Annotated in this window: 12 protein-coding genes; 11 read left to right on the top strand and 1 reads right to left on the bottom strand. The window is 35.3% G+C overall.

Annotation, left to right across the window (positions count from 1 at the left end; genetic code table 11):
• Position 1 precedes the first annotated feature (1 nt).
• From F0460_RS10825 to F0460_RS10805, 5 genes are read left to right on the top strand one after another with little or no spacing between them, the layout of a single operon-like run.
• On the top strand, positions 2–259 hold the full coding sequence (locus F0460_RS10825) for a phosphopantetheine-binding protein (protein ID WP_150013100.1): 258 nt from the start codon (positions 2–4) through the stop codon (positions 257–259).
• Positions 259–1,452 carry a beta-ketoacyl-[acyl-carrier-protein] synthase family protein gene (locus F0460_RS10820; RefSeq protein ID WP_150013098.1) on the top strand — a complete coding sequence of 398 codons (1,194 nt, stop codon included), beginning with the start codon at positions 259–261 and terminating at the stop codon, positions 1,450–1,452. The genes F0460_RS10825 and F0460_RS10820 overlap by 1 nt, the downstream gene beginning before the upstream one ends.
• A complete protein-coding gene (locus F0460_RS10815) occupies positions 1,449–2,498 on the top strand; it encodes a beta-ketoacyl synthase chain length factor (protein WP_150013096.1) in 1,050 nt (349 codons plus the stop codon). Before F0460_RS10820 ends, F0460_RS10815 begins: the two co-directional genes overlap by 4 nt.
• Positions 2,492–3,265: a polysaccharide deacetylase family protein gene (locus tag F0460_RS10810; protein ID WP_150013094.1), complete on the top strand. Its 774-nt coding sequence runs from the start codon at positions 2,492–2,494 to the stop codon at positions 3,263–3,265. Before F0460_RS10815 ends, F0460_RS10810 begins: the two co-directional genes overlap by 7 nt.
• Positions 3,265–3,888 carry a LolA family protein gene (locus tag F0460_RS10805; protein WP_150013092.1) on the top strand — a complete coding sequence of 208 codons (624 nt, stop codon included), beginning with the start codon at positions 3,265–3,267 and terminating at the stop codon, positions 3,886–3,888. Before F0460_RS10810 ends, F0460_RS10805 begins: the two co-directional genes overlap by 1 nt.
• Before the next feature lie 29 nt (positions 3,889–3,917).
• Here F0460_RS10805 and F0460_RS10800 read toward each other — a convergent pair whose 3' ends face one another.
• Complete coding sequence (locus F0460_RS10800) at positions 3,918–4,634, bottom strand: 3-ketoacyl-ACP reductase (RefSeq protein WP_150013090.1); 717 nt, start codon at positions 4,632–4,634, stop codon at positions 3,918–3,920.
• Positions 4,635–4,826: 192 nt separating this feature from the next.
• Here F0460_RS10800 and F0460_RS10795 point away from each other — a divergent pair, with 192 nt between their 5' ends.
• From F0460_RS10795 to F0460_RS10770, 6 genes are read left to right on the top strand one after another with little or no spacing between them, the layout of a single operon-like run.
• A complete protein-coding gene (locus F0460_RS10795; protein WP_150013088.1) occupies positions 4,827–5,195 on the top strand; it encodes a hotdog family protein in 369 nt (122 codons plus the stop codon).
• Positions 5,195–6,361: a DUF2062 domain-containing protein gene (locus F0460_RS10790; RefSeq protein ID WP_150013086.1), complete on the top strand. Its 1,167-nt coding sequence runs from the start codon at positions 5,195–5,197 to the stop codon at positions 6,359–6,361. The genes F0460_RS10795 and F0460_RS10790 overlap by 1 nt, the downstream gene beginning before the upstream one ends.
• Positions 6,361–10,005, top strand: a complete 3,645-nt coding sequence (locus F0460_RS10785) for a 1-acyl-sn-glycerol-3-phosphate acyltransferase (protein WP_150013084.1) — start codon at positions 6,361–6,363, stop codon at positions 10,003–10,005. Before F0460_RS10790 ends, F0460_RS10785 begins: the two co-directional genes overlap by 1 nt.
• On the top strand, positions 9,992–11,518 hold the full coding sequence (locus F0460_RS10780) for a phytoene desaturase family protein (protein ID WP_150013082.1): 1,527 nt from the start codon (positions 9,992–9,994) through the stop codon (positions 11,516–11,518). Before F0460_RS10785 ends, F0460_RS10780 begins: the two co-directional genes overlap by 14 nt.
• Positions 11,511–13,127 carry a C45 family autoproteolytic acyltransferase/hydolase gene (locus F0460_RS10775; protein ID WP_150013080.1) on the top strand — a complete coding sequence of 539 codons (1,617 nt, stop codon included), beginning with the start codon at positions 11,511–11,513 and terminating at the stop codon, positions 13,125–13,127. The genes F0460_RS10780 and F0460_RS10775 overlap by 8 nt, the downstream gene beginning before the upstream one ends.
• Complete coding sequence (locus F0460_RS10770) at positions 13,124–14,410, top strand: phenylacetate--CoA ligase family protein (protein WP_150013078.1); 1,287 nt, start codon at positions 13,124–13,126, stop codon at positions 14,408–14,410. The genes F0460_RS10775 and F0460_RS10770 overlap by 4 nt, the downstream gene beginning before the upstream one ends.
• Positions 14,411–14,444 lie beyond the last annotated feature (34 nt).

Genomic DNA, 14,444 nt, shown 5'->3' with positions numbered 1-14,444 from the left:
AATGGACGCATTAAAGCAAGAATTAAAAGAACGCATTATTAACGCATTAAATTTAGAAGACATTTCTATTGAAGATATTCAAGACAACGATCCGCTTTTTGGCGACGGTTTAGGTTTGGATTCTATTGATGCATTGGAATTAATCGTGCTTTTAGACAAAGAATACGGTATTAAATTAGCCGATCCAAAACAAGGAAAAGAAATTTTCCAATCAGTTGAAACAATGGCTCAATTTGTAGCTGCAAACCGTACAAAATAATGCAGAAAAAAGTTGCAATAACAGGAATGGGCATTATATCTTCCATCGGTTTATCGGTCGAAGAAAATTTCCAGTCGTTAATTTCTAAAAAAAGCGGTATTTCAAATTTGGAGAATATCCAAACTCGTCACGCTTCAGAAATTAAGGTCGGCGAAATTAAAATCACCAACCAAGAATTGCAACAACTTTTGAATTTACCAGAAGAAAATACCTTTACGCGAACCGGTTTGTTGGGTGCGTATGCTGCCAAAAAAGCGGTTGAAAGTGCTGGTATTAATGATATAAACGAGTTTCGAACGGGATTAATTTCATCGACCAGTGTTGCCGGAATGGATTTTACCGAAAAACATTACAAAAAATACGAGGAACATCCGGAATATCAAAAGTACATTCAAAGTCACGATGCCGGCGATTCATCAAATAAAATCGCCAATTATTTAGGGCTGAAAGGATTTGTAACTACCATTTCAACTGCGTGTTCATCGGCTGCAAATGCTATAATGTTGGGCGCAAGCATGATTGAAAACGGCTATTTAGACCGAGTAATTGTTGGTGGAACCGATGCGTTGAGCAAATTTACCATTAACGGTTTTAAAACGCTGATGATTTTGTCTGATACCTACAACACCCCTTTTGACAATGACCGTAAAGGTTTGAATTTGGGCGAAGCAGCGGCTTATTTAGTTTTAGAATCGGATGAGGTTATTGAAAAAAGCAACAAAAAGGTTTTGGCTTACGTTGCGGGTTACGGCAATGCTAATGATGCCTTCCATCAAACAGCATCGTCAGAAAACGGTGAAGGTGCGTTTTTGGCAATGAAACAAGCTTTTGAAAAGGCTTCTATCCGACCCGATCAAATCGATTACATCAACGTACACGGAACAGCAACACCAAACAACGATTTATCTGAAGGTCGAGCGATGAGCAGAATCTTTAACAACGTACCAAAATTCAGTTCAACCAAAGCATTTACAGGTCATACATTGGCGGCTGCGGCTGCAATTGAAGCGGTTTACAGCGTACTAGCGTTGCAAAACAGCACCATCTTCCCTAACCTGAATTTTAAAACGCCTATGGAAGAATTGAATATTGTTCCCGAAACCGAAGTTGTTCAAACAGAAATTAATCATGTGCTTTCAAATTCTTTCGGATTTGGCGGAAATTGTTCCACTTTAATCTTTTCGAAATCATGAAAAACTGCTATATAAACGGTATCGGCAACGTAAGTATTCAATCGGTTGATTTCGATTTATTTGAATCGGAAATTACTGAAATTCAGATATTAAACAAAGCACAACAACCATCATACACAGACTTAATTGCTCGTGCAATGAGCCGAAGAATGGCAAAAGGAGTAAAAATGGGAATTTTTGCTGCCAATAAAGCGTTGTTTAACGCCAAAATGGTCGATCCGCAGGCAGTGATTGTCGGAACTGGTTTGGGTTGTATCGAAGATTCTGAAAAGTTTTTAGATGCCATTATAGAAAATGATGAGCAGTTTTTAACTCCCACTGCGTTTATACAATCTACACACAACACTGTTGCAGCACAAATTGCCTTGCATTTGCAGTGCAAAGCATACAATTTCACCTACGTGAATGGAGCAAATTCGTTTGAAAGTGCCTTGTTTGATGCTTTTATGCAATTGAAACATTTTAACAAAGAAAATATATTGATTGGTGGAGTGGATGAAATTGCGCCCTACACTTTTTCAATGTACGAAATGATTGGAAAAGTGAAGCAGAGTGGGGAAGAAGTGAATTTTAAAGATCCGCAGACAAAGGGAATTGCGTTGGCAGAAGGAGCTACTTTTTTTGCACTATCAAATAATAAAACCAATAACAGTTATGCGGAAGTTTTAGATGTGATGCTTTTTAACGCTTTTAAAGATGACGAAGCTACCGAAATCAATACTTTTTTAGCAAAAAATAATATTTCTGTTGCTGATTTGGATGTAGTATTTTTTGGTGTGAATGCAGATGCTCATCAGCAAGAATTTTATAACAAAATGAATGCTGTTTTTAGTGAAATTCCGCAAGGTTACTACCAACATATTTCAGGAAGTTACGATACTGCATCGGCTTTCGGCTTAAAAGTAGCAGCAGAAATCATTCAAAAACAACAGCTTCCAAAGGCTGTTCAATACAATAACATCGAACCAAATAAAATTGAAAAAGTGTTGATGATCAATCAGTTCAATAATACCGATTTTAGTTTTGTTCTACTATCAAAATGTTAAGTCACAAGTACATAAAATGGCTTTTTATTGCCCTTTTAACATGCTTGTTTTATGCTTATTTTTCGGGTAAACTGCCCTTATTTTTATTTTTTATTGCGATAATTGTTTGGTTGGGAATCACCGCTTGGGGATCGTTTGATATTCGATTAAATTACTTTGTAAAAGCACATTCATCAAACAAAAAAACAAATCGAAATGTAGTTGCGCTAACGTTTGATGACGGACCCACAGAAATTACTCCGGAAATTCTAAATCTGCTGGAAAAATACAATCAAAAAGCAACATTCTTCTGTATTGGAAAGCAAATCGAAAAATATCCTGAAATCTTAAAAAGCATAGTAGGGCAGGGACATGTAATCGCAAATCATACCTATTCGCATACCAATAAAATGGGATTTTTATCGAAAAAGGAAGTTAATAACGAAATAGCATCAACCCAAAACATCATTCAGCGGATTACAGGGAAAATTCCTAATTTATTTAGACCACCATTCGGAGTTACAAACCCTAATATAGCATCGGCTTGCAAAGAAAATAGGGTAGAGGTGATAGGTTGGAATGTTCGATCGTTAGATACAGTAATAACATCAGGAGACAAAATTTTAAGTCGAATTTTAGATCGATTTGAAAAAGGTTCTATAATTTTGCTGCACGATACATCAACCAAAACATTGAACGTATTGGAACGGTTGTTGATAATTATGGAAAAGAAACAAATACAATCGGTTACAGTTGACGAATTACTTAATATTAAAGCATACAAATAATGAAAAATATTTTTTTAGGAATTCTTTTTTTTACGTGTTCATTGGCGTTTTCACAAACTCAGATGTCAGCGAGTGAAGTTTCTACATTTAAAAAGGAAATTGCAAACCAGGCTGATAAAACAACATCGATTACTGCCGATTTTGAAGAAACAAAACATGTTAGCGTTCTAAAAAACGCCTCGAAATCATCAGGAATTTTACGTTTTAAAGGCGAAAAACTGCTTTGGCAATACAATGCGCCTAAAAAGAACGCGATGCTGTTTAACAAAGACAATTTAAAGATCAAAAACGAAAAAGGAAAGATAACATCGATTGATCTGAACAAAAACAAGCGTTTTAAGCAGTTACAGCAATTAATGGTTGGAAGTTATACGGGAAATCTGTTCGATGAGAAATCGTTCAATATAACCTATTTTAAAAACGGAGCTACGCGTTTTGCCCTGTTAAAACCAAAAAGTAAAGACATGAGTAAGCACATTAAAGAAGTTACTTTAACGTTTTTAAACAATGAAGATACGGTTTCGGAAATTAAAATTGTTGAGAGTTCTAACGATTATTCATTAATCAAATTAAAGAATAAAAAATTAAACACCGCATTGGGCGATAGTGTTTTTCAGTTATAACAAAAATCCGTTCATTTGAACGGATTTTTTTATGGATTTGTCGAAAAAATAGATCCATTTGCAATTAAAGCTCTGCTTTTCATCTTCAAGATATCACGTACCCATTCGGCGAAATCTTCAGGTTGTAACACGCTGTCTGGATTTCCATCGGTTAAACCACCGTCGATGCTCATATCGGTAGCAATGGTACTCGGGGTCAAAGTAAATACGCGGATGTTGCTTTTACGCCATTCTGCCATCATAGACTGCGATAATGAAATCACCGCTGCTTTAGATGCAGCGTAGGCAGACATGTTTTCGCCGCCTTTTAATCCGGCTGTAGAAGCTACGTTAATTACATCGCCACTGCCGTTTTCTTTCATAAATGGATAAACCGCCATTGCTGTGTAATAAACCCCGAAAAGATTGGTTTGCATTACTTGTTCCCAATCTGCAGCAGGCATGTCTTCTAATTTGCCAAACCAACCGATTCCGGCATTATTTACCAAAATATCCACACCACCAAGGTTTGATACTAATTCTTTAATACCATTATCAACCTCCGTTTTATCGGCAACATTAAAAACCGAATATGCAGCTTTTACACCACTTTTTTGTAATTCTGCAACGGTATTTTTTAAATGATCTTCGTTACGTCCGGTAATCCCTATGTTCACACCTTCTTGTGCAAGCAGCAGGGCAACAGCTTTACCCAAACCACGACCACCACCGGTAATTATTGCGTTTTTTCCTTTTAATGAACTCATATTTTCAAATCGAATTAAATTAATTAAGTACTACAAATTTCAGAAAATAATGTTTTAAATCATTTCTTTTAAAAGTTAAGAAAAACATATTGTTTGCAACGCATGTCTTTACCTTTTTTTAAACAGATAAATAAAACAGCGGTTGGTGGTACTTTAAAATAAATCCTTAATTTCGCTTTTTAAACAATTTGTATGTTAATACCTCATTTTTACAGCCTAAAAGAATTTAATTTTACAGACAACCAGTTAAAAGCGATTATTGAATTAAACCCTGAACACGATGTTTTTAAAGGGCATTTTCCCAATAATCCGGTAACGCCTGGTGTTTGTATGCTGCAAATTTTAAAGGAATTAACAGAACAAGCAACCAATACAAATCTGTTTACAAAAGAATGCAGCAACGTAAAGTTCATGGCATTGATAAACCCGGAAGTGAACGCGGTTTTGACAATTACAATCGATATAAATCAAGTAGAAGAAAACTTTAAAATTAAGGCTTCGGCTAGTTTTGATGAAACCGTTGCCCTAAAGGTAAATGCTTTGCTAACCCAGCAATTATAATGAATATCGTGCAAAATAATAAAACGTGGTGCGTAATTATTCCTACCTATAACAATGCGAAAACCTTAAAGCGCGTTATAGATGGAGTTTTAAATTATACCAACCATATTTTTATTGTTAATGATGGAAGTACCGACGAAACTGCCGATATTCTTGAAAACTACAAGCAACTTTACATTTTAAATGTCGCACAAAACAAAGGCAAAGGAAACGCTTTGCAATTGGGATTTAAAAAAGCATTATCGTTAAATTATGATTATGCTTTAACGATTGATTCAGACGGTCAGCATTATCCTTCGGATATTCCTGTTTTTTTAGAGGAATTAAATGCAGCAACCGAACCGGTTCTTTTGATTGGTAGCCGAAACATGACACACGAAAGTGTTCCTAAAAAAAGTAGTTTCGGGAATCGATTTTCTAATTTTTGGTTTCAATTTGAAACAGGTATAAAACTGACAGATACACAATCAGGCTATCGTTTGTATCCTTTGAAACATCTTCCAAAAAGATTCTTCACCAAAAAATTCGAGTTTGAAATTGAAGTCATCGTACGTACAGCATGGAAAAACATTCAAGTAAAAAATGTACCCATTCAGGTCTTGTACGATCCTAACGAACGCGTTTCGCATTTTCGTCCATTTCGCGATTTTACCCGCATAAGTATCCTAAATACAGTCTTGGTTTTGATTACTTTGTTGTACATTAAACCGAGAAACATCCTTTTAAAATTCAAAAAAAAAAGTTTTAAAGCTTTTTTAAAGGAAGATATTTTACAGACCAACGACACCAACGAAGTAAAAGCACTATCGCTTGCTTTGGGCGTTTTTATTGGCATTGTTCCTGTTTGGGGTTTTCAAACATTTTTGTCGATCTTTTTGGCAGCGATTTTCAAATTAAATAAAACCATTTCGTTTGTAGGATCTAACATCAGCCTTCCTCCATTTATTCCGTTTATTGTGCTGGCATCGCTAAAAGTTGGGAGTTTTTTTGTAGGAGAAAGTGGCGAAATTCTGATAGATTTTGATAATATTTCGTTCGATTCTATAAAAAACCATTTACTGCAATATATTGTAGGAAGCACAATTTTGGCTACATTTATGTCCCTTTTATTAGGATTGACTTGTTACGTAATTCTTAATTTTTACAACCGAAAAGCAACTGTATAATGTTTAACGGATTTTATTATTTGTTTCAAAAAATTCAGAAATATCCTAAAACAGCACTTTTAAGTTCGTTGTTATTTTTGGTGTGCGCGGTTTTTATCCTTCAAAAAATTACGTTTAACGAGGATATTACACGGATTATTCCAAGCAATAAAACCAATAACAACACGGCACAAGTTATTAACGAAATGAATTTTACCGATAAAATTGCGGTAATTTTTAAAAAGAATAAAGGAGCTGATAATAATGATTTAATCAGCGCAGCCGAAAGTTTTACCGATACATTGCCTGCTGTAAAAGATTATTATCTGTCGGTTCAGGGCACGTTGAACGAAGATCTATTTCAGGAATCATTTCGTTTTGTGTATGAAAATTTACCGATTTATCTGAACGAAGCCGATTATAAAACGATCGAACATAAACTGAATAACGACAGTCTTTCCAATCAGATTGAGCAGAATTACGAAACATTAATTAGCGGAAATGCGTCTTTTATGAAAGATGTTGTGGTTGATGATCCTTTGCAATTATCGTTTTTGGCTTTGAAGAAACTGCAGCAGTTTCAAGGAAACGGTGATTACAAATTTCAAGACGGATTTTTATTTACGCAATACGAAGAAAAAATTGTACTGTTCATTAATCCGAAATATGGCGGAAGCGAAACCCAACATAACGAAATTTTTGTAGAAAAACTAAATGCTTTAAAACAGCATATTGCAGATAAAAATCCAAAGGTTGAGGTGCAATATTTTGGTTCGCCATTTATATCCGTTGCCAATGCACAACAGATTAAAAGCGATATTTTAACCACGGTAGCCATTTCGGTTTCGGCTTTAATGCTGCTGCTGATTTTTTATTACAGAAACTGGCTTGTTCCCATAATTGTGATGATTCCTACGGTTTTTGGCGGATTGTTTGGTTTGTTATGCTTGTACTTTCTACGAACCGAAATTTCTGCGATTTCTTTATCAATCGCTGCTATTTTAATAGGAATTACCATTGATTATGCACTGCATTTTTTAACGCATTCCAAGAACACACAAAGCATGCAAGCGTTGTTTAAAGATGTCGCAAAGCCGCTTTTAATGAGTAGTTCTACAACCGCAGTTGCTTTTCTTTGTTTGCTTTTTGTGCATTCGGACGCATTGATTGATCTGGGAATTTTCGCAAGTATTTCGGTAGTTGCCACAGCCGTTTTTACTTTGATTATTTTACCGCATATTTATAAAGGCAAGACCTTAAAACACAGTCATGCTATTGATAAAATTGCGAAATATCCATTCGAAAAAAACAAGGTTTTAATTGCTTTTACATTGCTTTTGATTGTAATAAGCGCTTTTACATATCATAAAGTACAGTTCGATGGCGATTTGTCTAAAATTAATTTCATGCCTGCGGAACAGCAACTGGCTGAAAAAGAATTATATACAGATAATAAAATTGCCAAGAGCTTATTTGTGGTTGCTTATAATGAAAACGAAGATCAAGTTTTAGAAGATAACCAGCAGATTTTCAGTAAGCTGCAATCAAATAATTATGTAAACAATGTGCAATCGGTTAGTAGTTTGATTCCTTCAAAAACTGAACAATTAAAAGACATTGAACGTTGGAAACAATTTTGGAATACTTCTAAAATCAATCAAACCGTACAAGAAATCGAAACAAAAAGTGTTGCGGCAGGTTTTAACTCACAGACGCACGCTGCATTTTATCAATTACTGAACAAAGATTTTTCAACCATAAATCTGGAATCATTAAAACAGTTTAATCAACAATTGTATAACGAATTTGTTCATGGTAAAAATCGTTATTTATTATCAACCGTTGTAACAATCGACCCACAAAACCGTGATGAATTTGTAAAGAATTTCGAAAAAGAAAATCAAGGAAAACAGTTGCTTTTAATTGATCGACAAGCGTTGAACGAACAATATTTAGGTTTCTTGGTTAACGATTTTAATTCGTTGGTTTCATATTCGTTTATCGCCGTTTTTGTAATTCTGTTTGTCTTTTACAGAAGGATCGAATTGGTAATAACAGCATCGATTCCTATTGCTTTGACAGGTTTTATCACTGCAGGATTAATGGGACTTTTAAATATTCCGTTTAATATTTTTAGCACTATAGTTTGTACGTTGGTTTTTGGTCACGGGATCGATTTTACCATTTTCATGACCAGCGCGCTGCAAAAGCAATATACCGACGGAAAAGACGAAATGCCTTTGTATCGAACGTCGATTATTCTGGCGGTTTTAACCACAATTCTGGCAATCGGCGCATTGATATTTGCACAACATCCGGCATTAAAATCAATCGCGTTAATCGCATTGATCGGTGTAAGTGTGGCAGTTTTGGTAACTTTCGTACTGTATCCGCTGTTGTTTAAATTTCTGTTTTTTAATCGAGTTAAAAAAGGATTGTCGCCAACAACATTTGTTCTTACTATTCGGTCAATTTTAATGTTTACCTATTATGTGATTGCCAGTTTAACCATATCGGTGTTCATGCGGGTGTTTTTCTGGGTTTTACCTATATCCAAAAACAAAAAATGGCACTTTTTCAGCAGCGTAATGTCGGGCTACATGAAATCGGTTTTATACTTAAACCCTGCCGTAAGCAAGAAAATATTCCATAAAGAACGTTTGCAAAAGCAATCGGTAATTATATCAAACCATACCTCGTTTTTAGATTCATTGACCCTTGGAATGACCTATTCTAAAGTGGTTTATATTGTGAACGACTGGGTTTATAAATCGCCGGTTTTTGGCAGAGCGGTTAAGTTTTTAGGATTTTATCCGGCAACGAAAGGAGTAGAACAAGGATTGGTTCCGTTGGAAGAACGCATCGGAACCGACTTTTCCGTCATGGTTTTTCCTGAAGGAACGCGCTCGCGAACATCAGAAATTGGTCGTTTTCACAAAGGTGCTTTTTTTATGGCAGAAGAATTAAATTTGCCAATTCAGCCTGTATACATCCACGGAAATGCCGATTTACTGCCGAAAGGCGATTTCATCATCTACAACACAAATTGTCATGTGTATGTGGGAGATCCCATTGCGGTTAACGATGATTCTTTTGGAAAATCGTATGCAGATCGAACCAAGAAAATAAGCAGTTTTTTTAAGCAGGAATTCAATAAAATTCGATTGAATGCAGAAGATGCCGATTATTTTAAGCAGAAACTACTCTTGAATTTTTTGTATAAGGAACACGGAATTTTAAAGACGGTTAAGAGAGATTTCGGTCAGAATAAATCGATTTATCATCAGTTATTTTATTTAATTAGCGATAAAGCTTCAATTGCGCACATAACAACCGATTTTGGGCAACTTGATTTTCTTTTGGTGAACCAGTTTCCATCGCGAAAAGTACATACCTATAATTTAAACGAAGAAAACAGATCAATTGCCAAAGCGAGTTACATCAATCAAAAATTTAAAATAAAATATGCCGATGATCTATCGGAAATTTGGCAGAACAGCAACGTATTAATACTTTCTCATTTACAGCAGTTTAATAACGAGATTCCGCAAAATATCAACCAAATTGTATTGGTTTGTTGTAAATTTAAACCAAATTTCAACGGTTTTACACAAACACACGATGAATTAAAAATACAAGTATTTCAACGTAATGAAGCAAACTAAAACATACGATGTTGTTATAATTGGCAGCGGTTTGGGCGGTCTGGTTTCGGCATTATTGCTGGCACAAGAAGGTAAAAAAGTTTGTGTTTTAGAAAAAAACAACCAGTACGGCGGTAATTTGCAAACGTTTGTGCGCGATAAAACCATTTTCGATACCGGCGTTCATTACATTGGAGCATTAAATAAAGATGAAAATTTAGGTCGATATTTTTCATATCTAAACATTTTAAACGATTTGGATTTATCGCAATTAGATCAAAATCAGTTTGATGTGATTAGTTTTGGCAACGAAACCATTCAATATCCGCAGGCACAAGGTTATGATAATTTCGTACAGCAGTTGCTAATTTATTTTCCTAATGAAGAACAGTCGTTAAAAAAGTATATCGAAACCATTCAGTTTTATTGCGATCAATTTCCGTTGTACAACCTAAAAAACGGAACGGGTTACAACGAAGAAATCATGCAACATTCGGTTGAAAGCGTACTAAATTCAATCACTTCGAACAAAGAATTACAGGCAGTTTTGTTGGGTAACAGTTTTTTGTATGCGATAAAAGCAACCGAAACGCCATTTTACGTTCATGCCTTAACGGTAAATTCATATATACAAAGTTCGTGGCGTTGTGTAAAAGGTGGAAGCCAGATTACAAAAGCATTTATCAAGCAATTGCGTAGTTTTAATGCCGATTTATTCAAACATCAAAAAGTAGAAAAACTCAATTTTAAAGAGAATGTTTTAGAAAGTTGCGAAACGGTTGATTGTATTTATAAAGCCGATCAGTTTGTTTCGAATATCGATCTAAAACAGCTTTTTTCGATGTTTAATGATGAAAATCAACGAAAACCTTACATAAAACGAATCAATCAGTTAAAGAACGGACCATCGGTTTTTTCTGTTCATATTGTTCTAAAACCAAATACTGTTCCTTATTTCAATCACAATATTTATCATTTTGAAAATGAAGATAATGTGTTTTCGTACGAAAATAATTGGATCGGAAACAAACCGCAATCTGCTATAATTACTACAAATCCACACAACAAAAACGAAGAATTTGCGCAAAGCATTTCGTTAATGACATATATGGATTTTAATCAGGTTGAAAAATGGCAGCAGACATTTAACACGGTTAGAAATGAAAATGATCGCGGAAGTGATTACGAACAATTTAAAAGTGAAATTGTAAACGAATTATTACTGATTTTAGACAAATATTTTCCAAATATTCAGCAAAATATTGTTTCAAAGCATACCTCGTCACCGCTTTCGTATCGAGATTATATCGGAACTTTAGACGGAACTATGTACGGTTTTGAAAAAGAAGCTTCACAGCCTTTAAAAACAATGATTTCACCAAAAACGAAGATTGATAATTTATTTTTAACCGGACAAAATGTGCGTTTGCACGGCATTTTAGGTGTAACGATTACCGGTTTTTTAACGGTTGCCGAAATGGTTGGGAAAGATTATTTTTTTGATAAAGTGTTTAAAAAAGTAGGGTATGAGTAAAAAAATATTCTCACTTGTTCTGCTGCTTTCTTTAATAAGTTGCGGAAGCATTAAAAACCTGAAAAAGGAATCTGATTTGTTTGAAACCGAATTTGAACAACAAACTTTTTCAATAGAAAAAAGAGATATTTTAAACAAATCGGTCAACGGAAACTGGCAATTGCGTATTTCTGGAAATCCGTTTGAATTGGGTTATAAGAAAGGATTCTTAACGCAGCAATTATATCAAAATCAAGAAAAAATATTTTTCGGAAAGGTTTCAGAAATGATTCCGAATCCATCCAAACAAAACAAGTTACTCTACTTTTTAAAATGGTACAACCGCAACATTCTTTCGGCGATTCCAACGGATTTAAAGCAGGAACTTTACGCTGTTTCAACGTTTGGGAGTGATGAATTTAACGACATCGGTACAAAATTCGAACGTAATTTATTGTTGCACAGTTCGCATGATATTGGTCACGCCATGCAAGATTTAATGCTGGTTGGCTGTTCATCGATTGCTTTGTGGGATAATTTTACCGAAGATGGAAATTTGCTTATTGGCAGAAATTTCGATTTTTATGTAAACGATGAATTCGCACAAAACAAAATTGTAGAATTTATAAGTCCCGACAGTGGTTACAAATACGCATCGGTAACTTGGCCGGGTATGGTTGGCGTGGTTTCGGGCATGAACGAAAAAGGGTTAACAGTAACGCTGAATGCAGGAAAATCGAGCATTCCAATGCGGGGAAAAACGCCGGTTTCTATTGTCGCACGAAGTATTTTACAGAATGCCCAAACAATTGATGAGGCTGTTGAAATAGCAGACAAGTTTGATGTTTTTGTGTCGGAATCTTTTTTAATCGGCAGTGCAAAAGACAATAAAGCGGTTGTGATTGAAATGAGTCCGAAAAGGATGGATGTTTACGAAACCAACAACGGCAAGCTGATCTGTACCAATCATTTTCAGTCGAACGGATATAAAGCAGATAAGCGAAATCAAAATCAAATCGAAGAATCACATTCTTACTATCGACAGGAGAAATTAGAAGAATCTTTTCAAGCCGATAAAAAATACAAGATTAAAGATGTTTTAAAGGTTTTGCGCGATGTTTCGGGTTTGCAAAATGAAGATTTAGGCTTTGGGAGCGAAAAAGCGTTAAACCAGTTAATGGCGCATCACGGTGTAATTTTTAAACCAGCCGAATTAAAAATGTGGGTGTCAAACAATCCTTATCAGTTAGGCGCTTTTGATGCGTATGATTTAAATACCGTTTTTAAATCGAAAGAGTTGAAACCTAAAAAATCACTTGAGTTACCTAAAGATGATTTCATTAAATCGAAAGATTTCAAACAATACAAAAAATTCAGAGAGCTGCACAAGATGATCGAAACAGCAACAAATTCAGAAAAAATTGTTTCTAATGAAATTTTAACGGCTTATGAAAAATCAAATTCCGAACTTTGGTTGGTTTATAAACAGTTAGGCGATTATTTTTACAGCAAAAAACAATGGAAAAATGCGGCAGATAATTATGAAAAAGCATTGCAAAAAGTAATAAGTTCTAAAGATCAGAAAAAGAGCATCGAACAAAAATTAAAGAAAACCCTGAAAAAGCTATGATTCCCGCTATAGAAACCAAAAGTATAACCGATATTGAAAACTTTCAGAATGCGCTTCTGCAAAAGCACATGGCGTATTTATTGGAACATTCACCATTTTACCAACGAAAATTCAAAGCTGAAAATATTCAGATCGATACTATTAAAACCATTCAAGATCTGCAAAAAATATCGGTAACCACAAAAGCCGATCTGCAGTTGCACAATCAGGATTTTTTCTGTGTTGATAAAACCGAAATCCGTGATTATGCTACAACATCTGGTACTTTGGGCGACCCCGTAACTTTTGGATTAACCGATAACGATCTGGAACGTTTGGCAAATAACGAATTGTTGTCTTTTCAGTGTGCTGGAGTTCAAAAAGGAGATTTAGTGCAGCTTATGACCACGATGGATCGACGTTTTATGGCAGGTTTGGCATATTTTCTGGGCTTGCGAAAACTGGGTGCCGGAATTGTTAGGGTAGGTGCGGGTGTTCCGCCTTTGCAGTGGGATTCTATTTTGCGTTATCAGCCTAAATTTTTAATTGCCGTTCCGTCGTTCATTTTAAAGATGATCGAATATGCCGAAGAAAATAACATCGATTATAAAAACAGTTCCGTAAAAGGAGTCATCTGCATTGGCGAGGCTTTAAGAACAACCGATTTGCAACCGACACTTCTGGCACAGCGCATTCAGGAAAAATGGAACATCAATCTGTTTTCTACCTATGCATCAACCGAAATGAGTGCTGCTTTTACCGAGTGCGATCAGTTTGCAGGCGGTCATCATCACCCGGAATTAATCATCAGTGAGATTGTAAACGAAAACAATGAACCTGTTGCCGATAGCGAATTGGGCGAATTGGTTGTTACAACACTTGGTGTGGAAGCCATGCCTTTGCTGCGTTTTAAAACCGGCGATATGGTGCGTAAACATTCAGAAAAATGTAAATGCGGCAGATCAACCTATCGTTTAGGTCCGGTAGAAGGTCGCAAACAGCAAATGATAAAATACAAAGGGACAACGCTATATCCGCCGGCAATGCACGATGCTGTAGCACATTTTAAAGAAATAAAACTGCATTTAATCGAAATATCATCAAACGAAATAGGTACCGACGAAATTTTGGTTCGTATTTTTTCTGTTGATACATCCGATGAATTTGCAGGCAAGCTAAAAGATTATTTTAGAGCAAGATTACGTGTAACGCCGCAGATCATTTTTGAAGAAGAATTAGCCTTGCAAAAGATTATTTACGATCCGTTAAGCAGAAAACCAATAACATTCATAGATAAACGCTAACAACTTTTTATCTTTGAAAAAAAATACGAAAAAG

It is taken from the genome of Paenimyroides baculatum (assembly GCF_008629655.1).
Classification (GTDB): domain Bacteria; phylum Bacteroidota; class Bacteroidia; order Flavobacteriales; family Flavobacteriaceae; genus Flavobacterium; species Flavobacterium baculatum.
The sequence above is the reverse complement of the archived record's forward strand: the minus strand, read 5'-3'. Positions and strand labels throughout refer to the sequence as shown.